Annotated in this window: 24 protein-coding genes; 14 read left to right on the forward strand and 10 right to left on the reverse strand. The window is 67.7% G+C overall.

Annotated features, from left to right (window positions below; all coding sequences use genetic code 11):
• Nucleotides 1-23 precede the first annotated feature (23 nt).
• Nucleotides 24-428: a RidA family protein gene (locus tag AXYL_RS02940; RefSeq protein WP_013391344.1), complete on the forward strand. Its 405-nt coding sequence runs from the start codon at nucleotides 24-26 to the stop codon at nucleotides 426-428.
• Between the two features lie 501 nt (nucleotides 429-929).
• Here the strand turns inward: AXYL_RS02940 and AXYL_RS02945 are convergent.
• Nucleotides 930-1,916 (reverse strand): AraC family transcriptional regulator, encoded by a 987-nt coding sequence (locus AXYL_RS02945; RefSeq protein WP_013391345.1) that lies wholly within the window; start codon nucleotides 1,914-1,916, stop codon nucleotides 930-932.
• Nucleotides 1,917-2,196: 280 nt separating this feature from the next.
• Here AXYL_RS02945 and AXYL_RS02950 point away from each other — a divergent pair, with 280 nt between their 5' ends.
• The 6 genes from AXYL_RS02950 to AXYL_RS02975 are packed head-to-tail and all read left to right on the forward strand — an operon-like array spanning nucleotide 2,197 to nucleotide 7,956.
• Nucleotides 2,197-3,375, forward strand: a complete 1,179-nt coding sequence (locus AXYL_RS02950) for an ABC transporter substrate-binding protein (protein WP_013391346.1) — start codon at nucleotides 2,197-2,199, stop codon at nucleotides 3,373-3,375.
• A 28-nt stretch (nucleotides 3,376-3,403) separates the two neighbouring features.
• Entirely contained in the window at nucleotides 3,404-4,648 is a 1,245-nt protein-coding gene (locus tag AXYL_RS02955; protein WP_013391347.1) for a dienelactone hydrolase family protein, read from the forward strand.
• Nucleotides 4,649-4,657: 9 nt separating this feature from the next.
• Nucleotides 4,658-6,004, forward strand: a complete 1,347-nt coding sequence (locus AXYL_RS02960; RefSeq protein ID WP_013391348.1) for an aromatic ring-hydroxylating dioxygenase subunit alpha — start codon at nucleotides 4,658-4,660, stop codon at nucleotides 6,002-6,004.
• On the forward strand, nucleotides 5,995-6,528 hold the full coding sequence (locus tag AXYL_RS02965) for an aromatic-ring-hydroxylating dioxygenase subunit beta (RefSeq protein ID WP_013391349.1): 534 nt from the start codon (nucleotides 5,995-5,997) through the stop codon (nucleotides 6,526-6,528). The genes AXYL_RS02960 and AXYL_RS02965 overlap by 10 nt, the downstream gene beginning before the upstream one ends.
• Complete coding sequence (locus tag AXYL_RS02970) at nucleotides 6,525-7,136, forward strand: cysteine hydrolase family protein (protein ID WP_013391350.1); 612 nt, start codon at nucleotides 6,525-6,527, stop codon at nucleotides 7,134-7,136. Before AXYL_RS02965 ends, AXYL_RS02970 begins: the two co-directional genes overlap by 4 nt.
• A gap of 13 nt (nucleotides 7,137-7,149) precedes the next feature.
• A complete protein-coding gene (locus tag AXYL_RS02975) occupies nucleotides 7,150-7,956 on the forward strand; it encodes an SDR family oxidoreductase (protein WP_013391351.1) in 807 nt (268 codons plus the stop codon).
• 18 nt (nucleotides 7,957-7,974) lie between these two features.
• Here the strand turns inward: AXYL_RS02975 and AXYL_RS02980 are convergent, their stop codons facing one another.
• The gene (locus AXYL_RS02980) at nucleotides 7,975-9,732 is read right to left on the reverse strand and encodes a DUF342 domain-containing protein (protein WP_013391352.1); all 1,758 of its coding nucleotides are present in this window, start codon (nucleotides 9,730-9,732) and stop codon (nucleotides 7,975-7,977) included.
• 259 nt (nucleotides 9,733-9,991) lie between these two features.
• Between AXYL_RS02980 and AXYL_RS02985 the strand changes: the two genes are divergently transcribed.
• Entirely contained in the window at nucleotides 9,992-10,744 is a 753-nt protein-coding gene (locus AXYL_RS02985; RefSeq protein WP_013391353.1) for a lytic transglycosylase domain-containing protein, read from the forward strand.
• A 33-nt stretch (nucleotides 10,745-10,777) separates the two neighbouring features.
• Here the strand turns inward: AXYL_RS02985 and hemL are convergent, their stop codons facing one another.
• Genes hemL through AXYL_RS03000 form a run of 3 tightly spaced genes read right to left on the reverse strand, consistent with a single transcriptional unit; the run spans nucleotide 10,778 to nucleotide 13,532 of the window.
• Nucleotides 10,778-12,055, reverse strand: coding sequence for a glutamate-1-semialdehyde 2,1-aminomutase (gene hemL / locus AXYL_RS02990; protein ID WP_013391354.1), 1,278 nt, complete (start codon nucleotides 12,053-12,055; stop codon nucleotides 10,778-10,780).
• A 5-nt stretch (nucleotides 12,056-12,060) separates the two neighbouring features.
• Entirely contained in the window at nucleotides 12,061-12,726 is a 666-nt protein-coding gene (gene thiE, locus AXYL_RS02995; protein ID WP_013391355.1) for a thiamine phosphate synthase, read from the reverse strand.
• Nucleotides 12,723-13,532, reverse strand: a complete 810-nt coding sequence (locus AXYL_RS03000) for a bifunctional hydroxymethylpyrimidine kinase/phosphomethylpyrimidine kinase (protein ID WP_413772865.1) — start codon at nucleotides 13,530-13,532, stop codon at nucleotides 12,723-12,725. Before AXYL_RS03000 ends, thiE begins: the two co-directional genes overlap by 4 nt.
• A 155-nt stretch (nucleotides 13,533-13,687) precedes the next feature.
• On the opposite strand from AXYL_RS03000, the gene AXYL_RS03005 reads away from it, so the two are divergent.
• The 6 genes from AXYL_RS03005 (at nucleotide 13,688) to AXYL_RS03030 (ending at nucleotide 17,948) form a co-directional block, all read left to right on the forward strand.
• Nucleotides 13,688-13,852, forward strand: a complete 165-nt coding sequence (locus AXYL_RS03005) for a rubredoxin (RefSeq protein WP_003814980.1) — start codon at nucleotides 13,688-13,690, stop codon at nucleotides 13,850-13,852.
• A 152-nt stretch (nucleotides 13,853-14,004) separates the two neighbouring features.
• Complete coding sequence (locus AXYL_RS03010; RefSeq protein ID WP_013391357.1) at nucleotides 14,005-14,592, forward strand: YqgE/AlgH family protein; 588 nt, start codon at nucleotides 14,005-14,007, stop codon at nucleotides 14,590-14,592.
• Entirely contained in the window at nucleotides 14,585-14,986 is a 402-nt protein-coding gene (ruvX, locus tag AXYL_RS03015) for a Holliday junction resolvase RuvX (RefSeq protein ID WP_013391358.1), read from the forward strand. The genes AXYL_RS03010 and ruvX overlap by 8 nt, the downstream gene beginning before the upstream one ends.
• A 21-nt stretch (nucleotides 14,987-15,007) precedes the next feature.
• Complete coding sequence (locus AXYL_RS03020; RefSeq protein WP_013391359.1) at nucleotides 15,008-15,925, forward strand: aspartate carbamoyltransferase; 918 nt, start codon at nucleotides 15,008-15,010, stop codon at nucleotides 15,923-15,925.
• Nucleotides 15,922-17,211 carry a dihydroorotase gene (locus AXYL_RS03025; protein ID WP_013391360.1) on the forward strand — a complete coding sequence of 430 codons (1,290 nt, stop codon included), beginning with the start codon at nucleotides 15,922-15,924 and terminating at the stop codon, nucleotides 17,209-17,211. The genes AXYL_RS03020 and AXYL_RS03025 overlap by 4 nt, the downstream gene beginning before the upstream one ends.
• On the forward strand, nucleotides 17,208-17,948 hold the full coding sequence (locus tag AXYL_RS03030) for a lysophospholipid acyltransferase family protein (RefSeq protein WP_013391361.1): 741 nt from the start codon (nucleotides 17,208-17,210) through the stop codon (nucleotides 17,946-17,948). Before AXYL_RS03025 ends, AXYL_RS03030 begins: the two co-directional genes overlap by 4 nt.
• A gap of 660 nt (nucleotides 17,949-18,608) precedes the next feature.
• Here the strand turns inward: AXYL_RS03030 and AXYL_RS03035 are convergent.
• The 5 genes from AXYL_RS03035 to AXYL_RS03055 form a co-directional block, all read right to left on the reverse strand.
• Complete coding sequence (locus AXYL_RS03035; protein ID WP_013391362.1) at nucleotides 18,609-19,442, reverse strand: symmetrical bis(5'-nucleosyl)-tetraphosphatase; 834 nt, start codon at nucleotides 19,440-19,442, stop codon at nucleotides 18,609-18,611.
• On the reverse strand, nucleotides 19,439-20,617 hold the full coding sequence (gene lptG, locus AXYL_RS03040) for an LPS export ABC transporter permease LptG (protein WP_013391363.1): 1,179 nt from the start codon (nucleotides 20,615-20,617) through the stop codon (nucleotides 19,439-19,441). The genes AXYL_RS03035 and lptG overlap by 4 nt, the downstream gene beginning before the upstream one ends.
• A gap of 79 nt (nucleotides 20,618-20,696) precedes the next feature.
• Complete coding sequence (gene mtgA, locus AXYL_RS03045) at nucleotides 20,697-21,419, reverse strand: monofunctional biosynthetic peptidoglycan transglycosylase (protein ID WP_013391364.1); 723 nt, start codon at nucleotides 21,417-21,419, stop codon at nucleotides 20,697-20,699.
• Nucleotides 21,420-21,424: 5 nt separating this feature from the next.
• The gene (gene aroE, locus AXYL_RS03050; RefSeq protein WP_013391365.1) at nucleotides 21,425-22,288 is read right to left on the reverse strand and encodes a shikimate dehydrogenase; all 864 of its coding nucleotides are present in this window, start codon (nucleotides 22,286-22,288) and stop codon (nucleotides 21,425-21,427) included.
• Nucleotides 22,285-23,184, reverse strand: a complete 900-nt coding sequence (locus tag AXYL_RS03055; protein ID WP_013391366.1) for a TonB family protein — start codon at nucleotides 23,182-23,184, stop codon at nucleotides 22,285-22,287. Before AXYL_RS03055 ends, aroE begins: the two co-directional genes overlap by 4 nt.
• Between the last annotated feature and the right edge of the window lie 66 nt (nucleotides 23,185-23,250).

The following is a 23,250-nucleotide window of genomic DNA, read 5'->3' on the forward strand; positions in this document are numbered from 1 at the left end:
TTTCTTAAATATAGGATGACGTTATGAAGATTCTGCAACCGCCGGATTGGATGGCGCCCCGGGGCTATTCGAATGGCGTGCTCACCGAGATGCAGGTGGGCAGCAAGCTCGTTTTTGTGGGCGGGCAGGTGGGGTGGAATGGCCAGCAGCAGTTCGAGTCGGACGATCTGGCCGATCAGGTGCGGCAGACGCTGGCGAACATCGTCGCGATTCTGGCCGAGGGCGGCGCGAAGCCTGAGCATATCGTCCGGATGACGTGGTACGTGACGGATAAGGACGAGTACGTGGCGGCTTATCCGGCTATCGGCAAGCATTACCGCGAGTACATCGGCCGGCATTTTCCGGCGATGACGGCGGTGGAAGTGGCGGATCTGGTTGAGGATCGGGCCAAGGTTGAGATCGAGGTTACTGCTGTGGTGCCGGCGTAGTAATTGCCGGTTGCTCCTGGGCGCCGAGGGTTGGTTGATTGCTGACCTTCGGTGCTTTTTTTGCGGTCTTTGAGTTCTTGAGATGGCCGGTTCTTCGGCACTGTCGCGTTCGGTGGCGGTTGCTGGTTCTTGAGACGCCCGGCGCGGCGGCGGCCCGGCATGCGCGGGGCTGCGATTGCGGTCCGGAGCCTTCGCTCCGGACTTCCCCTGCCTCATCCTCGTCCAGGCCTGCAGCCTTCCCTAGGGATTCCGTCGGGCTTATCGACGCCCCGCGCACGCCGGGCCGCCGCCGCGCCGGGCTTCGTCAATTGCTGTTGGCGTCAGCTGGGGCGGGTGGCGTTCTTGGGATTCTGTTCGGCGTTGCTTTAGTGCCGAAGATCTTGCGGTGCCCGCCTCAAGAGGCCGCCCGGGCGGCCTCTTGAGGCATACGCGAGGGCATGCGTGCCATGGTTTCGTTACTGGTGGTGCGCAGTCGTCTTTGCGTGTGCGCGCATTTCTATTTCACCCCATCACCCGCCGCGTCTCGCGCGGCAATTCTCCGAAACGTTCGCGGTAGTACTCCGAGAACCGTCCCAAATGTCCGAACCCTACTCCCAGCGCCACTTCCGTGACGCTGGCGGCTGTGCTCGTCCTTAACCGGCTCCTGGCTTCGTCCAGCCGCAGCGCCCGCAGCGCGTTCATCGGCGTGGTGTCGCGGTGTTCCTGGAACAGGCGCGTCAGCGCGCTGGCGCTGGCGCCGGCGTGGCGGGCGATGTCGGCCAGGGTAAGCGGGGCGGCGAGGTGGTCGCGCATATAGGTTTCGGCGGCGCTCAGCCGCCGCGGGACGGCGGGGGCGATGCCGGCGTGCGCCTGCCAGCTGTTGGGCTGGTTGTAGAGCAGGTGCAGCACCAAGGTGTCTTCCAGGTGTTCGAGCCAGGCGGCGGGCGGGCGCGGGGCGCCGTCGTCCAGGGTGGGCAGCAGGTGGATCAGGCTTTCGACCATGCTGCGCCAGACGGCGCCGACGGGATTGTCCAGGCGCAGGGCGGGGCTGAAGTCCAGCGGGCGGGTGGCGGCCTCGCCGAAGGCGCGCAGGCCGATGGCTTCGAGTTTGCCGCGGGGAATCTTGAGCAGCAGTTGTTCGCAGCCGGCCTCCCAATGCAGCTTCAGCGGGCGGTTGGGGGCGATGACGGCGGCGCAGTCGGGGTCGGCGTCGACGCGGTCGTTGCCGCACTCGATACAGGCGCGGCCGCGCAGGGGGACCTGGACCAGCATGAAGTCCTGCAGGCGGTCGGGTTCGATGTGGACTTCGGCGCCGTAGCGCAGCGTACAGACGGTCAGTGAGCCGAAGCGGCCGCGGTTCAGTTCGGCATCGACGCGGCCGCCTTTCCAGGTCAAGCGGTGTTCTTTCAGGGCTTCGGAGACGAGGGTGCGCGTCTCGTCCTGCTGGGTGGAGCTGAAGACGCGCCGTTTGAGCAGGGGCGCTAGCGTGAGTCGGGACCAGCCGTGCATGGATGCCTCCGGGACGGGAACGCTCCCGTGTTACTGCCGAGGGTAATTTAAACGTCAAGGACTTGGAATTAAGTGATTCCCGGATAAGGCTGACGGAATCCGGATAGAGCGGCCCCCGGGCGCGGCCTAATCTAGCCGGCAGGCCCTTCGCGTGTTGGTTGGAGGGCGGCGCCGCGACGCGTAAGCTGGCGGCGTTGTTCGGCAGCATGCGTAGTCCGACGGCAGACGGGTTCTGTCAGCTTTCCGCCGGCGTGGCCGGGCGGGGATAACGGGGTGGCTCATGAATCGAAATCTATGGAGCCGGCGCGCGCTGGCTGCGCTGGTGTGCATGACGGCGGCGGCGAGCGCCACGGCGGCGGACAAGGTCAAGGTGGGCTTGCTGACCACGCTGTCGGGGCCGGGCGCGGCGCTGGGCAACGAGATCCGCGACGGCTTCAATCTGGCGCTGCAGCATACGGGCGGCAAGCTGGGCGGGTTGCCGGCGGAAGTGGTGGTGGCGGACGATCAGCAGAAGGCGGACGCCGGCCGCCAGGCGGTGGAGCGGCTGTTGAAGCGCGACCGGGTGGACGTGATGACGGGCATCGTGTTCTCGAACGTGCTGCTGCCGGTGATGCCGGCGATCCTGCAGTCGGGCACCATCTACCTGAGCACCAATACGGGTCCGGAGAACTACGCGGGCGCGGGCTGTAATCCGAATTTCTTCGCGGTGGCTTGGCAGAACGAGGATATCCCGGCCGCGATGGGCAAGTACGCCAGCGACCAGGGCTACAAGAGCGTGGCGCTGATCGCGCCGGACTATCCGGGCGGGCGGGAGTCGCTCAATGGTTTCAAGCGCTTGTACAAGGGGGGGCTTTCCGAAGAGATCTACACCCAGCTCGGGCAGCTGGACTATGGCGTGGAGATCACGCGGCTGCGCGCCAGCAAGCCGGATGCGGTGTTCTTTTTTCTGCCGGGCGGCATGGGCGTGAACTTTATCAAGCAGTTCAATGGCGCCGGGCTGTCCAAGGAGATCGCGTTGCTGGCGCCGGGTTTCTCGGGCGACGAGGACACGATCGCGGCGGTGGGTGCGCCCATCGAGGGCATGCGCAATACCTCGCAGTGGGCGCTGGAACTGGACAATCCGGCCAACCGCAAGTTCGTCGAGGACTTCAAGAAGACCTATAACCGCAGCCCCACGCTGTATGCCTCGCAGGGCTATGACGCGGCCATGTTGCTGGATAGCGCGGTACGCCAGACGGGCGGCAAGCTGGAGGCTGACGCGCTGCGTCCGGCGCTGCGGCGCGCGGATTTCAAGTCGGTGCGGGGCGATTTCAAGTTCAACCGCAACCAGTATCCGGTGCAGAACTATTACCTGCGCATCGTCGAGGCGGGGGCGGGGGGCAAGCTGTCGAATAAGCTGTCGGGCACGGTGCTGACCCAGTACCAGGACCCTTTCGCCGCAGCCTGCCAGATGAAGTAGGGCGGACATCCGCAATAAGGAGATACGTATGACCCAGAACATTACGACGCGCGAAGTGACGGTGGCCTCGCATGACGGCAAGTCCTTTGGCGCCTATCTGGCCGTGCCGGCGTCCGGGCATGGCCCGGGCCTGGTGCTGTGCCAGGAGATATTCGGCGTGAACGACTTCATGCGGCGCGCGGCGCAGCTGCTGGCCGAGGAAGGTTATGTGGTGCTGGTGCCGGACCTGTTCTGGCGCCAGCAGCCGGGCATCCAGTTGACCGACGGCCCGGCCGACATGCCGCGCGCGTTCGAGCTCTACCAGGGCTTTGACGTTGAGCTGGGCTTGCAGGACATCGCGTCCACCATCGCCGCGCTGCGCGGGCTGCCCGAGAGGCAGGGCGGGGTGGGCGTGCTGGGCTATTGCCTGGGCGGCAAGCTGGCCTATCTGGCTGCCTGCCGCACCGATGTGGATGTGGCCATCGGCTACTACGGCGTGGGCATCGAGAACAGCCTGGACGAGGCATCGGAATTGCGCGGCCGGCTGGTGCTGCACATCGCCGAGCAGGATGGCTTCTGTCCGCCGGAAGCGCGCCAGCGCATCCTGGAGGCGCTGGGCAACAAGCCGGGAGTGCAGATCTACGTCTATCCGGGCATGGATCACGCGTTTGCGCGTACGGGCGGGGACCACTACGACAAGCCGTCGGCGCTGATGGCGCATCAACGCAGCATGGCCGCCTTGCAGCGCGCCATCGGGCCGGAGTTCGACTACTCCTACCTGTGGGACAAGCATTGCGAATACGAATTCGGCACGCGCGACGTGGCGGCGACGATGGCCACCATGGTGGCCGAGCCCTATGTGAACCATATCCCCACCATGACCGGGGGCGTGGGCCACAAGGAACTGAGCCGCTTCTACCAACACCATTTCGTCAACAGCAATCCGCCGGACACGCGCCTGGTGCCGCTGTCGCGCACGGTGGGCGCCACGCAGATCGTGGACGAACTGCTGTTCTGTTTCACGCACACCACCGAGATCGATTGGCTGCTACCGGGCGTGAAGCCCACCGGCAAGTATGTGGAGATCCCGCTCATCGCCATCGTCAAATTCCGCGGCGACAAGCTCTATCACGAGCACATCTATTGGGACCAGGCCAGCGTGCTGGTGCAGGTGGGCCTGCTGGACCCCAAGGGCCTGCCCGTGGCGGGCCGCGAGACCGCCGCCAAGCTGCTGGACGAGACCCTGCCGTCGAACACGCTGATGGCGCGCTGGAAAGAAAGCGAGAACAAGTAGGAGCCCGACATGTCATACACCGAAGAGCAATTGGCCGCGATGGTGCGCGGCGACAGCGTGCATCGCGGCGTTTATACCGACCCTGCCATCTTCGATCTGGAGATGCAGCGGATCTACGGCCGCGCCTGGATCTATGTGGGCCATGAAAGCCAGGTGCCGAAGACGGGCGACTATCACACCACGCGTCTGGGCGACCAGGACGTGCTGATGGTGCGCGCCACCGACGGCCGCGTGCACGTGCTGTACAACCGCTGCCCGCACAAGGGCGCCAAGGTGGTGGCCGACGGCGAAGGCTGTGTCGGCAAGTTCTTCCGCTGCCCCTACCATGCCTGGACCTTCAAGCTGGACGGCAGCCATCTGGGCGTGCCCTTGAAGCAGGGGCTGGAGGGTACTGCCTACGATCCCGCCGATCCGTCCTTTTCGATGCGCCGGGTGGCGCGGGTGGAAAGCTATCGCGGCTTTGTGTTCGCCAGCCAGGCCAAGGAAGGGCCGGCGCTGGAGGATTTCCTGGGCGGCGTGCGTTCGTCGATCGACAACCTCTGCGACCGTTCGCCGGTGGGCGAGGTGGAAGTCGCTGGCGGCATCTTCCGCGTCATGCAGCGCTCGAACTGGAAGGTGTTCTACGAGAACCTGCACGACACCATGCACGCGCGGGTCACGCACGAATCTTCCTATGCCGCGGCCCGCGACGAGGCCAAGGAAATGGGCGAGATGCCGCTGGAGCTGCACATCATGGACGGCAACGGCGAACCTTATGAGTTCTGGGAGAAACTGGAACTGCGCGCCTACGCCAACGGCCACGGCTACATGGAAGGCATTTTCAATCCGGGCGCGGCCGAGCGCGATCCGGTGTCGCGCGCGCATTTCGAAACGCTGACCGCGGCCTATGGCGAGACGCGCGCCCGCGAGATCCTGGGCATGAACCGGCACAACACGGTGATCTACGGCAGCGGCTCGCCCCACACGGTATTCCAGCAGTTCCGCGTGATCCGGCCGATCGCCGTGGACCGCACCATGATCGAGATCCAGACCTTCCGCTGCAAGGGCGCGCCGGACGGCGTGTTCAAGCGCGCCATGCTGTACGCCAACGTCATCAATTCGCCCTCGTCCAACGTCATGCCGGATGACATCGAACTCTACAACCGCTGCCAGGAAGGCAACGCCACGCGCGGCGGCGAATGGGTCAGCATGCATCGCTACCATGGCAGCGACCGCAGCGATAGCGAAGGCCTGGTGTCGGTCAACGGCACCAGCGAACTGCCCATGCGCAACCAGTTCGACGCCTGGAAGACCTATATGGAAGCCGGCCCCGCCGCTACCGAAGCCGCCGCCACCGGAGACCGCTCATGCTGCTAGACCTGGATTTCGACGTGAGCACCGAGGGACTGTCGCCGGCCGAGGTACCGGCCGACGCCTACCATCGCATCGCGCAGTTCCTGTACCGCGAGGCGCGCCTGCTGGACGAGCGCCGCTACGATGATTGGCAGGCGCTGTGGATGCCGGACGGCATGTACTGGATGCCGCGCGTGCCGGGCCAGCAAAGCCCTTACGACCATATCTCGCTGTTCTGGGAAGACCGCATGTTGCGCGACGTGCGCATCCGCCGGCTAGAGCATCCGCGCAACTGGTCGCAGCAACCGCCCACGCGCAGCGCGCGGCTGGTGGGCGCGGTGGAGATCGAGGGGGTAGATGCCGCCGGCAACCTGGTGGTGCACTCCACCTTCCAGATGACGGAATGGCGCAAGCGCCAGCCGCGCCAACTGGCGGGCCGCTACACCCACAAGCTGGCCGCCGAGGGCGATAGCTGGCGCATCCGCATGAAGCGGGTGGACCTGGTCAATTGCGACGACGTGCATGACGTGTTCGAGGTGTTCGTGTGACGGCGGCCGACGCCGCGGTGCTGGCGCTGCACTTCCAGAATGACGTGCTGCACCCCGAGGGCAAGATCCGTGTCGGCCTGGACGCGGACAGCGGGGCGCGCCAGCGCCTGCTGGACAACGCCGCGGCGCTGCTGGCCGGGGCGCGGGCCCATGATCTGCCCATCGTGCACGTGCGCATCGCGTTCCGTCCGGATTACGCCGACCTGATGGCCAACTGCCCCATTTTCCGCAACGTGGCCGCCATCGGCGCGGTGCCGGAAGGGCAGTGGGGCAGCGCCTTCTATGAAGGCCTGCAGCCACTGGCCGGGAGCGCGCGCGAGTTCGTGGTGAAGCACACCCGCATCAGCGCCTTCTATGGCACGCCGCTGGAAGAGACGCTGCGGCTATTGGGCGCGCGCCGGCTGGTGGTGGCGGGAGTCGCCACGCATTCGGTGGTGGAAGGCACGGTGCGGCACGCCGCCGACATTGGATTCGAGGTCATGGTGGCGCAGGACGCCTGTGCTTCCGCCGACCCGGCGGTGCACGACGCGTCGCTGGCCAGCATGCGCCTGATTGCGCAAACCGGGCCGGTGGCGGAAGCTGTGCGCTGGGCCGCCGCGCCGCATTGATCGAGGATTCATCATGGATTTCACAGGCTTTCCCGGACTGGCCGGCAAGACCGCCATCGTCACCGGCAGCACCCAGGGGTTGGGCGCGGACATCGCGCGCGGGCTGGCCGCGGCAGGCGCCAACGTGGTGCTGGTCGGGCGCAATGCCGAGGCCGGGCGCGCACTTGAAAAGGAACTGGACGGCCGCGCGCTGTACTGCGAAACCGACATTGGGCAGGATAGCCAGATACAGCGCTGCATCGACGCGGCGGTGACGCGCTTCGGGCGGCTGGACATCCTGGTCAACAACGCTTGCCAGTACGCGGACCGAGGCCTGGCTTCGTCGCGCGAGGAATGGCACAGCACGCTGGACACCAACCTGGTGTCGGCCGCCATCTTCACGCAGCTGGCCGCGCCCTTGCTGCGACGCGGCGGAGTGGTGGTGAACATGGGCAGCACGGGCGGCAAGTTCGGCGCGGCCGGACGCGCGCTTTATCCGGCGTCCAAGGCGGCGCTGCTGCAGATCACCAAGAACTTCGCGGTGGAGTTGGCGCCGGCTGGCGTGCGGGTGCTGGCGGTGTCGCCTGCCTGGACCTGGTCGCCGTCGGTGGAACAGTTGTCGGGAGGTTCGCGCCCGGCCGCGGACGCGGTGGGCGCGCATTTCCATCCGCTGGGGCGGGTAGGGTCGGGCGAGGAGATCGCCGCGGCCGTGTGCTTTGCCTGCTCCGACGCGGCGTCGTGGATGACGGGCGTGGATATACCCGTGGACGGCGGTTTTTCCATCCTGGGGCCGGACCGCGGCATTTCGCCGCGCACCTGGTTCAAGGAGCTGGCGCCCTGAGGGCGCCGGCGGGCGGGGTCAGCGGATGACGATCTGCCCTTCTTCCACGGCGGCCTTGCCGCCGATCTGGTCTTCCAGGAATTCCTGTACCTTGTTGCCCACCTGAATCGTCACGCCGCTGCAGAAGCGGCGCGCGGCCTGGATGGTGGCGCTGGCCAGGGGCTGCAGATCCAGCACCAGCTGGGCTTCCTCCGCGTCCAGCGCCAGCAGGTCCTGGCTGAGCTTGACGTGGGTATTGCGGGCGCGGTCGGCCACGTCGCCCGGGGCGCGCTGGGGATTGGCCTTCAGGAACATCAGCAGTTGTTCCAGCTTGGATTTTTCCTCGTGCATCTTCTGGCGCTTGCGCGCCAGCGCCGCGCGTTTGATGTCCGCGTGCGGGTCCAGGCCAGCCTGCACCAGCGTCGGAATGCCCGAGGGCGAGCCTATGGTGCCGGCGCGCACTGCCTGCATGGCGCGGGTCTGGCCGCCGGTGATGGCGCTTTGCTGGGTGTTGGGAGGGCCGACATTGACGCCGCCGCCGGCCGCGATGCTGCTCTGGCGGACCTCGCGTTCGACGTCCACATCCTTGCCCGCGCTGATGACGGCGTTCTCGATGAACTTGGCGCGCAGCGCGCCGCCACAGACGACGCGGGCGGTGCGCGCGGCGGCGGCGGCGTCCTGCAGGGCTTCGGCCAGGCCGATGATGCCGCCCTTGACCGTCACGTTGCCGCCGGCCTCGACCAACGCGGCCTCCATGGTGCCGTTGACGACTACGTCGCCCGTCACGTGGACTTCCATGGTGGCGGCGATGTCGCCGCGCACCAGCAGCGAGCCTTCGAAATGGATGTTGCCGGTGCTGAGGTTGACGGCGTCCACCTCGACCATGGGGTTGACCTGCACGCCGTGGCTGACCAGGGTGGGCGTGCCGGCGATGGCGGCGCGCAGCAGCAGCGGATCTTCGGGATCGACGACGGCGCCGGCCAGGTCGCTGGCGAACGGCGTGTCGGGCAGTTCATCGGGCAGGATAGGTTCGCCCAGCACGGTGGCGCCGTCCACGCCGGGCAGGGGCGGCGTGCGCCGCATCAGGGGCATGCCGGGCGTTACCAGCAACAGGCTGCCCAGGTCGCGGTAGTCCACTTGGGCAAGTTCGTCGATGTCCTGGCCGCGCGGCTTGAGGCGGTCCAGCAGGCTTTCGAAGCGGGTCGGCGTGCCGCGGGTGGGCGGCGTGCCGCGGGCGATCTGCGTGGTTTCGCGGCGGCCCTGTGTAACGGCGTCGATCAGTTCCTGTTCCAGGATGCCGTGGACGATGCCGCGCTCGGCCAGCACCTGGCGCACGGCTTCCAGGGTGACAGGCTTGCCGCCCTTGGGCGGGAGCAGGGTCAGCAGGGCGGACATGCGCGCGGCGTCCAGCTCCAGCTCGAGCGAGCCGTCGATGACCTGGCCTACCGGAGCCTGCACGGTTTCCGTGGCGTGGCGGCACAGGTCGATGAAGGTCAGGACGGCCTGGCTGTCGAGCGCTTCGGCGCCCCAGCCTTGAGCGACTGCTGCGGCCGCCAGGGTGTCCCAGCTGGGCAGGTCGGCATTGGCGTGGGGACGCGGCTCGGCGTCATCGTCGGCGACAGCGACGCTGGCCTCGGCATCGAGGGCGGCTGCGCCGTCGGTCTCGGCCGCGGCGGCTGGCGAGGCGGGCGCAAAGGCGGAATCTGCGGCTCCGGGACGCGCGGGCGGCGTGTAGACCGCCGTCAGGACGTTGGTCGTGGCGTCCAGCGTCAGCAGGAGCGTGTTTTCTGCGTCCATCTTGCCTCTCCAGCCTGACTTTTCCGTCAGGTGAAATTATTTGGTAATCATAGGAAATATTAAGTCATATTCTAGCCCAAGGGCATCAGGCTACTGGAAAGTAGGTGAGGCAAATTCCGCCGCATGCCCTAGTTCTGGCCCTGTTTGCCTTGGTTTTCTCCTGGGATGGCGACCGTCCGGCCAGGACTAGGACGTCGGTACTAGCGACAAAATGGCGTAGCCGCCGCAGCATAGGAACTCGATTACGGAGCCCGATCCCATGCACCGCCATCCCCGTCCCGTCCTGCCGGCCCTGCGCGCCCTTCTGGCGCGCGCCGGCAGCATGGCGGCGCTGGCGGCCGTCGTAGGGGGCGTGCTGGCGCTGGCGCCCGCCAGTCCCGCCCAGGCGGCCGACATCTATCGCTACAAGGATCCTTACGGCGTCTGGCGGTCGATGAAGGTACCCACGGGCTACGCCAAGTATTACAAGCGGGCGCAGGCCAGGACTGTCTGGCGCGGCAACAGCGTGAAGGTCTGTCTGGAATGCGAGCCCAAGTCCGGCGACGGCGCGCGCCTGGTGACGCTGTCCTCTGCCACCCGCGCGCAGCGCTGGGGCGACCTCAAGGTGCCGCAGGCGCACGACGGGCTGATTGCGCGCGCGGCCCGCGAGTCTGGCGTGGATCAGGCGTTGATAACAGCAGTGATCGCGATCGAATCGGGGTTTCGCAGCGATGCGCGCTCGCCCAAGGGGGCGCTGGGCCTGATGCAGCTGATGCCGGCCACGGCGGCGCCGCTGTTGTCGGTGACGGACGTGGAGACGGCGCTGGTGGATCCGGCCACCAATGTGAACGCGGGTTCGCGCCATTTGCGCCGGCTGATCGACCAGTACCCAGGCCGGCTGGATCTGGCGCTGGCGGCCTATAACGCGGGGGAAGGGGCGGTACGCAAGTACGACGCCGTGCCGCCCTATGCGGAAACCCAGGCATACGTCCGGGATGTGACGGCCTTGTACGAGCATTACAAGGCCCCGTGAGGGGAGCGGCCGCGGGCCGGCTCCCCGGCGTCGCTACATCGACGCGAAGACCTTTTCGGCGATATCCAGCGTGGACTTGATCACCGCGTCGTCGTGCGTGGCCGAAACGAAGCCCGCTTCGAAGGCGGACGGCGCGAAGTGCACGCCGTGGTCCAGCATGGCGTGGAAGAAGCGATTGAACGCCGCCGTGTCGCAGGCCGAGACCTCGGCGAACGAGGTCGGCACCTGGTCGCTGAAGTAGATGCCGAACATGCCGCCCACCGAATCGGCCGAGAAGGCCAGGCCGGCGGCGCGGGCGCGTTCCTGCAGGCCCTGGGCCAGCTTGGCGGTCTGGGTCGACAGCTTGTCGTAGAAGCCGGGAGCGCCGATCAGGCGCATCGTGGCCAGGCCCGCGGCCACGGCCACCGGGTTGCCCGACAGCGTGCCCGCCTGGTAGACGCCGCCCAGCGGCGCGATGTTCTTCATGATTTCGGCGCTGCCGCCAAAGGCGCCCACCGGCATGCCGCCGCCGATCACCTTGGCCAGCGTGGTGATGTCGGGCTGGACGCCGGTCAGGCCCTGCACGCCTTGCGGACCGACGCGGAAACCCGTCATCACTTCGTCGAAGATCAGCAACGCGCCGTGCTGCGTGCAGACTTCGCGCAGGCCTTCCAGGAAGCCCGGGGCCGGCTTGATCAAGTTCATGTTGCCGGCGACCGGCTCGACGATGATGCAGGCGATGTCGGCGCCGTGCTGGGCGAAGGCTTCGCGCACGGCGTCCAGGTTGTTGTATTCCAGGGTCAGCGTGTGCGAGACGAATTCCGGCGGCACGCCGGCCGAGCTGGGGTTGCCGAAGGTCAGCAGGCCCGAGCCGGCCTTGACCAGCAGGCTGTCCGAATGGCCGTGGTAGCAGCCTTCGAACTTCACGATCTTGGCGCGCCCGGTGGCGCCGCGGGCCAGGCGGATGGCCGTCATGGTCGCTTCCGTGCCCGAGCTGACCAGGCGCACCTGTTCCAGCGAGGGCAGGCGCGAGATCAGCACTTCGGCCAGTTCGATTTCCGCTTCGGTCGGAGCGCCGAAGGACAGGCCGTTGACGGCGGCTTCCTGCACCGCGCGCACCACTTCGGGATGCGAATGGCCGAGGATGGCGGGGCCCCAGGAACCCACATAATCGATGTACTGCTTGTCTTCCGCGTCCCACACGTACGGACCCTGCGCGCGCTTGATGAAGCGCGGCGTGCCGCCCACGGAGCGGAAGGCGCGCACGGGCGAATTGACGCCGCCGGGGATGCTGCGGCAGGCGCGTTCGAAAAGCTGAGCGTTACTGGACATGGCGTTCAAGGCTTGCGGTTGGGGTTGACGGAGTAGGGCGCGGAGCATGCGGCCGCGGCGGCCCGGATGCTGGGCGCCTCGAAAAGCGCGGTGATGACGGCGATGGCGTCGGCGCCGGCCTGCGCCACCAGCGGCGCGTTGTCGGGCGTGATGCCGCCGATGGCGACGACCGCGGGCCGGGGGGCATCGCAGTTGTCTGTGAGGCGGCGGGCTTCGGTCAGGACCGAGAGCGGCGCGCGCACGGTGTCGGGCTTGACGCTGGAGGCGTACATGGCGCCGAAGGCGATATAGTCCGCGCCCGCGGCCAGCAGTTCCTGCGCGCGGCCCAGGTCGTCGTAGCTGGAACCGCCCAGGATCAGGTCGGGGCCGGCCTCGGCGCGGATGCGCGCCAGGCTTTCGTCCTCGCGGCCGACGTGCGCGCCATCGGCGCCCACCTCCAGCGCCAGGCGCCAGTCGTCATTGATCAGGAACAGCACGCCGAGCTCGCGGCATAGCGGCGCCAGTGCGCGGGCCTGCGCGGCGCGCACGGCGTCGGGCACATTCTTGCGGCGCAACTGCAGCGAACGCATGCCGCCGTCGGCGGCCTGGCGCACCGCCAGCAGCAGGCGGTCGGTATCGTCCCATTCTGGGGTGACGCCGTACAGGCCGGTGGGGAAACGCAGCGCTTTCATTGGGCGGGAATCCGGTTGGGGATGCGCCGGCCCATGCCCGGCAGGAAGCTGGCGGCGACCGCGGTATCGGCATGCGCCAGGCCTTGGCGCACGGCTTCCGGCATTTCCAGGCCGCGCGCCAGCATGGCCGCGATGGCAGTGGCAGCTACGCCGCCGGCGTCGCCGTTGCGGTCCGGGGGCGCCTGCCAGGGCAGGGTGGCGGTTTGGCCGTTGGGGCCGAGCAGCATGTTGGCGTAGTGGCCGGGCCGCTGCGGACTGCCCAGGACCAGCACCCATTCCGCGCCCGCCGCGACCAGGGCGTGCATCGGCGTCGGTGCGTCCCCGATATCGATGTCGCCGTCGGCGTGCCACTGCGCCAGGCGCAGGTGCTCGATGACCAGCAGGTCGGTCTGCGGCAGCACCAGTTCGAGGGTGGCGGCCAGCAGGTCGTCGGCTTCGTCCTCGTCGGCGGCGTCGGCCGGCGGCTGGGCGCGCTGGCCCAGATGCAGGACCAGCGGCACCTGGCTGTAGTCGGCGGCGACCTGCGCCGCGACGCTGGCAGTTTCCGCGGTGTATAGTCCGCCCACCTTGATGGCCTGTACGGACATGTCCTCGAGCAGGCAGCGCGCCTGGTCGTCCAGCAGGTCGGGTGTAACGGGATGGATTTCTTCGATGCCGGCGGTGTCCCGCACGGTCAGCGCGGTTACGGCCGCCAGACCATGGCAGCCCAGGCCGGCGCAGGTGACGGCGTCTGCCGGCAAACCGTCGGAACCCGAGGGGTCGAGCGGACCGAAGACCAAAACGAGAGGGGGAGTAACGGGGGCCACGTGGACAGCGCTAGAGTAGGGGGCGCCCGGACTCATTTGCGGTGAATCAGGGGAACCCCTATTGGGTTTCGGTAAGATTGTCCCCATTCTAATGGAAGCCCCTCACCTTTGCCCTGACGCCGGGCAAGGGCCTGGAATTGATGTAAGAGAGAACTATGCGTACTTGGATGTGTTTGATTTGCGGCTGGGTCTACGATGAAGAGGCCGGCCTGCCCGACGAAGGCATTGCCCCCGGCACCCGCTGGGAAGACGTGCCGCCGAACTGGGTCTGTCCCGAATGCGGCGCCCGCAAAGAGGACTTCGAACTGATGGAAATCTGAGGCCGTAGCGCCGACTTATTCCGCCAAGGCTCGTAAGATGGGACTACGCCCCATCCTTCGCAACCGTGGGACGGACTGCCGCCAGGCATGATGCTTGCGGGGCAAGCGTGGCCTCCCCACGGTTCTTTCAGATTACCCATGTAGGGGTTGCCATGACGGAAAAACACCACGAAGACGCCACGACAGAGGCGGCCAACTTCGCCAACCAGTTCCTGATCGCCATGCCGGGCATGGTCGAGGGCAGCTTGGCGGGCTCGGTCATTTATGTCTGCGAGCACACCGAACGTGGCGCGCTGGGCCTGGTCATCAACCGGCCCACCGACCTGACGCTGGGCACCCTGTTCGAGCGCATCGACCTGACGCTCGAGATCGGTCCGGTGAAGGACACCCTGGTCTTCTTTGGCGGTCCGGTGCAGACCGACCGCGGTTTCGTGCTGCACGCGCCGGCTGGCGATTACAGCTCCAGCATCAAGCTGGGCGACATGGCGCTGACCACCTCGCGCGATGTGCTGCAGGCCGTGGCCGACGGCAAGGGCCCGGCCCGCATGCTGGTCACGCTGGGTTACGCCGGCTGGGGCGCGGGCCAGCTCGAAAGCGAGATGGCGCAGAATGCCTGGCTCAGCGTGGGCGCCGACGACAGCATCATCTTCGACGTCCCCCCCGAGGAACGCTATCCGGCCGCGCTGAAGCTGTTGGGCATCGACCCGGTGATGCTGGCGGGCGATGCCGGCCATGCCTGAAGAGACCCTGCTGGCCTTCGATTTCGGCGAGAAGAAGATCGGCATTGCCATTGGCAATACGCTGACGCGCCAGGCGCGTCCGCTGGAAATCATTTTCAGCGAAGTCCGCGAGGCGCGCTTCGGCCGCATCGCGGCGCTGTTGCAAGAGTGGCAGCCCCACCGCGTCGTGGTGGGGCTGGCGCTGGACGCGGAGGGCGGCGAACAGCCGGCCACCGCGCGCTGCCGCCGTTTCGCCAATCAACTGCACGGCCGCTTTGGCCTGGCCGTCGAACTGGTCGACGAACGCGGCTCCAGCATGGAGGCGCAGCGCCTGCTGGGCACCCATGCCGCCGACGACGCGATGGCGGCGGCCGTCATCCTGCAACGATACCTGGACACCCTGCCTGCGTCCTGAGGCGCGCGGTCCGGCCTGCCTATGCTCAATCCGCAACTCGATCGCCGCGGCGAACTGATACACCTGCTGACCACCGAAGGGCTGCCCCGCCGGCATGTCGAGCGGCTGCTGGACGCTGCGCGCGGCTTGGCGGCGGGCGCGGCGCCCGCCTGCCGGTCGTCCGCCGTGCCGGTGTTTTTGTGCCTGCCCGATGAGGCCGCGAAGGACCGCGACGCCTTTGCCGCCGCCGCGCAGCGCCTGTCGCTGTCGGCGGTGACGCTGGAACCGCAGGCCGGCGACGCGCTGGCCGAAACCGTTGCCCGGCTGGCCCCGGGCCTGCTGGTGTTGCGCCATGGCGCCAGCGGTGCGGCGCATTGCGCGGCCGCGCACGCGGCGCCGGGCCTGCGTATCCTCAACGCGGGCGACGGCTGCCACGCCGACCCCTTGCCGGCGCTGGCGCTGGTGCAGGCCATGCTCGACGCCCGGCAGGATCTGACCAACCTGGCCGTGACGCTGGTGGGCGATATCCGCCATTCGCGCGTGGCGCGTTCCATCATCCACGCCATGACCACGCTGGGCGTGCCAGAAGTCCGCGCCGCGGCGCCGCGCACTCTGTTGCCCGACGGCCTGCCGCAGCTCGGCGTGCGCGCCTGCGCCTCGCTGCGGGAAGGCTTGCAGGACGCGGATGTCGTCATCGTGCTGCCCTTGCGCGTGGAAGGGATCAGCGGCGCGCTGCTGCCGTCGGCCCGTGAATACGCGCATGCCTACGGCTTGACGCCGGATGCGCTGGCCGCCGCCCGCTCCGATGCGCTGCTGCTGCCCGCCGGCGTGCTGACGCCGGGCATCGAAACTGACGGCGACGTGTCGGCCAGCCTGACGCCCATCGAGGCGCAGCTGGCGGATATCGAACGGCATTTGCGCCTGGCCGCCCTGGACCTGCTGACCGGAGACGCGCCATGAGGCTGCATATCGCCAATGGCCGGCTGATCGATCCCGCCAACGCGGTGGACGGGCAGCACGACCTCTACGTTGCTGACGGCCACGTCGTCGCCGTGGGCCGCGAGCCCGACGGCTTTCACGCGGATCGGGTGCTGGACGCAAGCGGGTTGGCGCTGCTGCCGGGCTTGATCGATCTGTCCGCGCGGGTATCGCAGCCCGGCGCGGCGGCGTTCGCGCCTTCCGAGCTGCGCGCGGCCCTGGCCGGTGGCGTCACCCGGCTGGTGCTGCCGCCGGATCCTGCTGCGCCGCTGGATGAACCCGGCAAGGCCGAGGCGCTGATGCGCCATGCCGAGCCGGGGCAATGCCGGATCCATCCGCTGGGCGCGATGACGGTGGGACTGGCCGGCGAAACGCTGGCGGAGATGGGCTTGCTGGCCCAGGCGGGCTGCCTGGCCTATGCGCAGGGCGAGCAGGGCATCGCCGACACGCGCGTACTCTGGGGCGCGATGCGCTACGCCAGCGGCATGGGCCACGCCCTGTGGCTGCGGCCCCAAGACCCCTGGCTGGCGCGAGGCGCGGTTGTCGCCAGCGGCGCCTATGCCGAACGTCTCGGCCTGGAAGGGCTGCCGGCGCAGGCCGAAACCGTGGCGCTACACACCATTTTCGAACTGCAGCGCGCCACCGGGGCGCGCGTGCACCTGACGCGGCTGTCCACGGCTGCCGGGCTGGAACTGTTGCGCGCCGCCAGGCGCGAGGGCCTGCCGGTCACGGCCGACGTGTCCGCCCACAGCCTGCATCTGACCGACGTGGACATCGGCTTCTTCAATACGGACTTCCGCCTGAACCCGCCGCTGCGCGGCCAGCGCGACCGCGACGCGATCCAGGCGGCGCTGGCGGACGGCACGGTCGATGCGCTGTGCTCCGATCACACCCTGGTCGATGACGCCGCCAAAGCCGTGCCGTTCCCGGTGGCCACACCCGGCGCCACGGGGCTGGAACTGCTACTGTCCCTGGCCTTGAAGTGGTCGCGCGATTGCCGCCGGCCGCTAGCCGACGCGCTGGCGCGTGTCACCTGCGGCCCCGCCGCGGTGCTGGGCAAGATATCGCCGCAGGCCGCATTGGCCGGCCAGTTGGGCGTGGGAGCGCCAGCAGACCTCTGCCTGGCCGACCTGGACGCCGAATGGCTGGTGATGCCAGACGCCCTGCAAAGCCGCAGCGGCCACACCCCGTTCGCGGGTATGATGCTGCCCGGCCGTGTACGCGCCACCGTGGTAGGTGGCAGCCTGGCCTGGGAGACTCCAGTTTGAAGCTGCTGCGCTTTGTCCTTAGGCTGTTCCTCGTGGTGCCCTGGATTCTCTTTGGCCTGTTGTGCGTGGGCCTGGTGTATCCCTTGATCGGTCCCAAGTCGCGCGCCTGGCTGAACCGCCGCTGGTCGCGCTGCCTGATGGCCTTCTGTGGCCTGCGGGTCGTCCTCAAGGGCGAGCCGCGCCTGACCGGTCCGGTGCTGCTGGTGGCCAACCACGTCTCCTGGATCGACATCTTCGTGCTGAACTCGGCGCGCGCCACGTCCTTCGTCGCCAAGAGCGAGATCCGCAGCTGGCCGGTCATCGGCTGGCTGGTGGCCGGCGCCGGCACGCTCTTCATCGAACGCGGTCAGCGCCACGCGGTGCATGCGATGGGCGAATCCATGCAGGCCCGCTTCAAGCAAGGCGATGCGGTGGGACTGTTCCCGGAAGGCACGACGACTGAAGGTTTCGAGCTGCTGCCTTTCCACGCCAGCCTGTTCGAACCGGCGCGTTCGGCTGCCATCGAGATCCAGCCCGTGGCCTTGCGATTCCTGCAGCATGGCAAGCGCAGCGGCTATGCGGCGTTCGTGGGGGAGGAGTCCTTGGTGGCGAATCTCTGGCGGGTGCTGGGTGTGACGGGGTTGGCTGTCGAAGTGGTGTTCCTGCCGCCGCTGGCGGCGCGGCATCCGGACGGGAGTCTGCCTACGCGGCTGGAGTTGTCTCATCAGGCGCGAGATGCGATTTTGAGTGTGCTGTAGCTGTAGCGATAGCGCTTCGTAGGTCGTCCGTCGTCGCGGGCGGCTTTTGGGGCTTACGCGGTTTCTTGCGTCGCGTGTTGACGCTGCGCGCTGGTGGTGAGTGCAACTGGTGGTTGGTGAATTTGGGTACGTAGGGCGCCGAAGCGCGTCGGTCGGCCAACATCGTCATTTCAACGCCGGTGCCGGATGGGTGGCGCGCGTGATGGTCAGCATGAGTAAACGGCTCGCCATCGCGCGCCACCCATCACCGCCCATCCCCGTGAGCTGGCGACCATTAGCTAACGACTGACCGCATTCGCGCAAGCGAACACAACTGAAATTCAAGAAATCACGTATGTCATGTTTGGCCGCCCGCGCGGCCAAACATGGCGGGCAAACAACGACTCGCCCCTGACCACGGCTCCAGCGGCGCGACAGGCCAAGACCCAGGTAGCACGTCGGCGTGGACGGCTGGGTGGCGAGCAACCTCGATGCGCCCGAGGGAATCTGAAGGGAAGGCCGAAGGCCTGGACGAAGATGACGACGGGGAAGTCCGGAGCGAAGGCTCCGGACCGCAATCGTGGGCGCTCGCCACCCAGCCGTCCGCGCCGACGTGTGGCCTACGGAGCACTACGGCCCACGAAGCAATCAAACCGAACCGGAAAAAAGTCCCCGAAATCGCTACTCAGACAACGGATCCTGAAACTGCGAACACTTCACCTGCACCAGCTTCCGATCCTGCAACCGCAAAGCCGTCAGCGACCCGCCCCACACGCACCCCGTATCCAGGCAAATTACATCCGGCCGCTGCAGCAACCCCAGCGTCGACCAATGCCCGAACACGGTCGTGATGTTCCGCGTGGCGCGGTTGGGCACGTCGAACCAGGGCACCAGGCCGGTCGGCCAGGCGCCCGGCGTCACCTTGGTGGCGAATTCCATATGGCCATTGGGCGTGCACAGGCGGATCCGCGTCAGCGCATTGATGATGACCCGCATGCGCTTGCCGCCTTTGTGGTCTTCCTTCCAGGTGGCCGGTTCGTTGCCGTACATCTTCTGCAGCGCCTTTTGCCAGTTCGGCCCGCGCAGGGCGTCCTGGACTTCGCCCGCCAGGGCTAGCGTCTTGGCGACGTCCCATTTGGCCAGCGTGCCGGCGTGGACCAGCAGATGGTTCTGTTCAAAATGGGCCAGCGGGCGAAAGCGCAGCCAGTTGATCAGGTCGACCGCGTCCGGCGCGCGCAGGACGTCCTCGAGCGTGTCCGATTTGGAAGGCTTGCGTACTCCCGCCGCCGTGGCCAGCAGGTGCAGGTCATGGTTACCCAGCACCGTGGTCGCGCGGTCGCCCAGGTCGATGATGCGGCGCAGGGTTTCCAGCGACTGGGGGCCGCGGTTGACCAGGTCACCGGCGAACCAGAGACGCGACTGAGGATCGCCGACCAGTTCGGGGTGGGACAGCAAGCGATCCAGCGGCGAGCAGCAGCCCTGCACGTCGCCGATCATCCAGATACTGCCGTTCATGCGGGACTTTTGCTCCAAGGCCAACGTTGTTGCGCGATCCGCGTGATGGTGTGGCGATACTCCATGTAGCCCATCGCGCCCAGCGCCACGATCATGGCGCCGATATTCGGACCCAGGGCGGTCAGCCAGGCCGGCCATTTGCCCAGCATGCCGACGTTCAGGGCCAACTGGTTCAGCATGAAAAAGCCCACGCCCAGCAGGATGCCGATGAAGACCTTGGCGCCTACGCCGCCGCGGCGCGTCTGCATCAAGCCGATGGGAGCGGCAATGGTGATCATGACCAGCAGGGTGAACGGATATGCCAGTTTGCGCCACAAGGCGACGACCTGTCGACCATATTGCAGCTGGTTGTTGCGCAAATAATCCACATAGTCCAGCAGCGTGGCGATGGACATGCGTTCAGGCGTCAGCACCCGGGCCAGCAGGCGCTCGGCGCTGAGCGTGGTGTCGATATTGCGCTCGGGCAGCTTGACCACGGTGGCGGGCGGGTGCTTGGGCGGACGCGCGTTGGCCAGCGCTTCGGCAGCCTCGTCGTCCAGGCGCGTTTCGGTGACGTCCTTGAGCAGCAGGTCGCCCTGGGTGAACAGGCCGGTCGGTGCGGTGGACAGCGCGGACAGCGTCTGGTCCTTCTTGAATTCATAGAGGGTCACGGCGCTGACCTGACCGTCGCCCTTGAGTTCGCCGATGTTGATGATGCGGGTGCCGCCGTCGGCGGTGGGTTCCTTGAACCAGTAGCCGCTGTTCAGGCGGTCGCCGCCGGCCTTGCCGCGGAACAGCAGGTTGGCTTCGCCGGACTTGATTTCGGCCCAGGGCGTGACGTACTCGGACAACAGGCCCGCCCCTATCATCAGCGGGATCGTAACGATCCAGAGCATGCGCAGCAGCTTCATGCCGCTGACGCCGGACACGCGCAGGATGACCAGTTCGTTGCGCTGGGCCAGTCCCGCCAGCGCCAGGATGGCGCCGATCAGCAGGCCGATGGGCAGAAGGTCATAGAGACGGGTGGGAATCGCCAGGGCCTGCATGTACAGCAGGGCCATCATGGAGAACTTGTCGCCCACGTTGTCCAGATCGTCCACCAGCGCGAAGAACGTGAAAAGGCCCAGCAGGGCCATAAGGACCACTGCGCAAGAGCGATAGATCTCGCGGGCCAGGTAGCGACGTGCGGTGCGCATGAAAGAAAGGGGAAACGCCTAAACCCGAAAGCTTAACAAATCCCGCCGCTGAAGGTGGGGCCGGAGCGCTGGATCCGTGTCAGGGAATCTCGACCATCTGCATCCGCCGCGTCAGGACGCCGACCCGGGAGTTCAGATACCGGGTGTTGCGGTGGGCGTCGTAGAAGCGCGGGTTGGGCAGCATGGCCGCCAGCCGGGCCGACTGGCTGGCCCCCAGGTTGGCGGCGGTGGTGTTGAAATAATGCTTGGCGGCGGCCTGGGCGCCGAACACGCCCTCGCCCCATTCCGCCACGTTCAGATACAGCTCCAGGATCCGCTCCTTGCTCATGACATGTTCGATCATGTAGGTCAGGACGAGTTCCTGGCCCTTGCGGATGTAGCTGCGGGAACTGGACAGGAACAAGTTCTTGGCCAGTTGCTGGGTGATGGTGGAGCCGCCGCGCATCTTGCTGCGGCCGGCGTCCTGCTGTTTCTGATTGTATTCCCAGGCCTTGCGGATGGCATCCCATTCGACGCCGTCGTGCTCGGTGAAGTTGGAGTCCTCGGACGCCACGACCGCCCGCTTGAGGTTGCGGTTGATCTTGTCGTAGGGCACCCATTCGTACTTCAGCTCGAAATCGGGGTTGCCGTCGCTCAGGCGGGACCGTTCCTCGCGCATGATCGCGCTGCTGCCAGGGGGGCGGTAGTTGTACCAGACCACCTGGGCGAACAGCCAGAACTGATAGAGCAGCACCAGGCATACCAGCGCCATCAGCGCGCCGCTGATGATCCGGAACCAGGAGCGGCCCTTGCGCGTCGCCATGCCGCTTATTGCCCGGCCTGGAGCGCCTCGCGCAGCGCGACCAGCACCGGGGCGGGGTCGGGACGCACGCCATGCCAGATGTAGAAGCTTTCGGCTGCCTGGCCTACCAGCATGCCGAGGCCATCGGCCGTCAGGGCGGCGCCGTCGGCTTCGGCCTGCTTCATGAAGGCGGTGGGCCGGGCGCCGTACATCATGTCGTAGGCGGCTGCGCCGGCCGCGTAGAGGCCGGGGGGCAGGTCGGGGGCGGCGTTCTGCAGGCCGCTGGCGGTGGCGTTGATGACCAGGTTCCAGCCGCCGGCCTGGGCGGCGTCCGCCAGGCTGCCGCCCGTGACCGCCGTCTGCGGCGACACGCCGCTGTCGCGCCAGGAGGCGGCCAGTTCTTCCGCCTTGGAGGCGGTGCGGTTGACGATGTGGATGCGGCCGCAGCCGGCCTCGGCCAGGGGCTGCAGTACGCCTCGGGCCGCGCCGCCGGCGCCGACCAGCAGCACGGATGCTCCCGTGAGGCGCACGCCCAGGCGTAGCAGGTCGGACACCAGGCCCACGCCATCGGTATTGCAGCCGTGCCAGGCGCCGTCGCGCCAGGACAGGGTGTTGACCGCGCCGGCCAGGCGGGCGCGGCTGGACAGGCGGCCGGCGGCCAGGGCGTAGGCGTCCAGCTTGAAGGGCACCGTCACATTCAGGCCCAGCCCGCCCTCGGCCACGAAGGCGGCGACCGCATCGGCAAAGCCGTCCACCGGCGCCAGCAGGCGGTCATAGCGCAGCGGCTTGCCGGTCTGTTCGGCAAACATGGCGTGGATCTGAGGCGAGCGGCTGTGCGCGATGGGGTTGCCGATGACGGCGTATCGGGCAAGAGGGGGCGCCTCGGTCATGGGGCTTGGGTTTCCAGGGTGTCGTTGACGAAATGCCAGGTGCGGGTGATGACCAGCACGTCCGTGTCGCGCGCGATATCGGGCGGGAACGGGGGGAAGGGCGCGGCCAGCTGGACGATGCGGCGGGCCGCCTGATTCAGGACGGCGTGCGGCGAGGGTTGGTCGATCTCGACATCGGCGATGCTGCCGTCGGCGCGGACGGACACCGTGATGCGCAGCGAGCCATAGATGCGGCCGCGCGCCTCGTCCGGGTAGTGCTGGGTGCCGACCGCCTCGATGCGGGTGCGCCAGGCGTCCAGGTAGGCGGCATAGCGCGAGGCCTCGGCGGAGGGGGCCACGAATTGCTTGCGCGGTTCGGCGCTGTACTGCTGGACCCGCGCCGCCAGCGCGGCCACCTGGGCGCTCTGGATGAGGCTGGCCTGGTCCTCGGCGTCGCGGCCCAGGTCGGCGCCGTCGGGCCAGGGGTTGACGGCCTGGCGCTCGGCGCCGGCTTTGTCAGCGGCGCGCAGCTGGGTCATCAGGCGGGTCTGTTCGGCTTCCAGCTGCACCTGGCGGCGGCGCATGGCTTCAAGCACGATGGTCTCGGCCGATTCGCCCGTGCGTGGCAGCGGGGTAGTGGACATGCCGCGCTCGGCGTTGCCGCCGCCGCTCATCTGGTTCTGGGCCTGCGCGCGCGGAGTGTCCGGGGGCGTCTCGCTGCGGGCATTGAGCAGCACGACTTCCAGGCTGGTGACCGGCGGGCGCGAGAGCGCGGGCGCGCCAAAGCGCCACGCCAGGGCGCCGGCGTGCACCAACAGCGATATTGCGATGCCGATGCGCAGGTAATGCTGGGCGGGTGCGCCCAGCCACCGCAGGTAACGGCTCAGCGGGGAAGGGGAATCAGCGAGGCGTTGCACCAGCGCATTGTAGAGCGAGTCCAGGTCCGTCGGGCGTCAGGGGCGGTTCACACTGACAGCCTACGC

This window comes from Achromobacter xylosoxidans A8 (assembly GCF_000165835.1).
Classification (GTDB): Bacteria; Pseudomonadota; Gammaproteobacteria; order Burkholderiales; family Burkholderiaceae_B; genus Achromobacter; species Achromobacter xylosoxidans_B.

Bases quoted from the DNA above. Each gene is read 5' to 3' on its own strand.
- AXYL_RS02965 (WP_013391349.1), top strand. From the start codon at position 5,995: ATGCTGCTAGACCTGGATTTCGACGTGAGCACCGAGGGACTGTCGCCG.
- mtgA (WP_013391364.1), bottom strand. From the start codon at position 21,419: ATGGCGACGCGCAAGGGCCGCTCCTGGTTCCGGATCATCAGCGGCGCG.
- AXYL_RS03010 (WP_013391357.1), top strand. From the start codon at position 14,005: ATGACGGAAAAACACCACGAAGACGCCACGACAGAGGCGGCCAACTTC.
- AXYL_RS02940 (WP_013391344.1), top strand. From the start codon at position 24: ATGAAGATTCTGCAACCGCCGGATTGGATGGCGCCCCGGGGCTATTCG.
- AXYL_RS03025 (WP_013391360.1), top strand. From the start codon at position 15,922: ATGAGGCTGCATATCGCCAATGGCCGGCTGATCGATCCCGCCAACGCG.
- ruvX (WP_013391358.1), top strand. From the start codon at position 14,585: ATGCCTGAAGAGACCCTGCTGGCCTTCGATTTCGGCGAGAAGAAGATC.
- aroE (WP_013391365.1), bottom strand. From the start codon at position 22,288: ATGACCGAGGCGCCCCCTCTTGCCCGATACGCCGTCATCGGCAACCCC.
- AXYL_RS03020 (WP_013391359.1), top strand. From the start codon at position 15,008: ATGCTCAATCCGCAACTCGATCGCCGCGGCGAACTGATACACCTGCTG.
- hemL (WP_013391354.1), bottom strand. From the start codon at position 12,055: ATGTCCAGTAACGCTCAGCTTTTCGAACGCGCCTGCCGCAGCATCCCC.
- lptG (WP_013391363.1), bottom strand. From the start codon at position 20,617: ATGCGCACCGCACGTCGCTACCTGGCCCGCGAGATCTATCGCTCTTGC.
- AXYL_RS02945 (WP_013391345.1), bottom strand. From the start codon at position 1,916: ATGCACGGCTGGTCCCGACTCACGCTAGCGCCCCTGCTCAAACGGCGC.
- AXYL_RS02950 (WP_013391346.1), top strand. From the start codon at position 2,197: ATGAATCGAAATCTATGGAGCCGGCGCGCGCTGGCTGCGCTGGTGTGC.
- AXYL_RS02980 (WP_013391352.1), bottom strand. From the start codon at position 9,732: ATGGACGCAGAAAACACGCTCCTGCTGACGCTGGACGCCACGACCAAC.
- thiE (WP_013391355.1), bottom strand. From the start codon at position 12,726: ATGAAAGCGCTGCGTTTCCCCACCGGCCTGTACGGCGTCACCCCAGAA.
- AXYL_RS02975 (WP_013391351.1), top strand. From the start codon at position 7,150: ATGGATTTCACAGGCTTTCCCGGACTGGCCGGCAAGACCGCCATCGTC.
- AXYL_RS02955 (WP_013391347.1), top strand. From the start codon at position 3,404: ATGACCCAGAACATTACGACGCGCGAAGTGACGGTGGCCTCGCATGAC.
- AXYL_RS03005 (WP_003814980.1), top strand. From the start codon at position 13,688: ATGCGTACTTGGATGTGTTTGATTTGCGGCTGGGTCTACGATGAAGAG.
- AXYL_RS02960 (WP_013391348.1), top strand. From the start codon at position 4,658: ATGTCATACACCGAAGAGCAATTGGCCGCGATGGTGCGCGGCGACAGC.
- AXYL_RS02985 (WP_013391353.1), top strand. From the start codon at position 9,992: ATGCACCGCCATCCCCGTCCCGTCCTGCCGGCCCTGCGCGCCCTTCTG.
- AXYL_RS03035 (WP_013391362.1), bottom strand. From the start codon at position 19,442: ATGAACGGCAGTATCTGGATGATCGGCGACGTGCAGGGCTGCTGCTCG.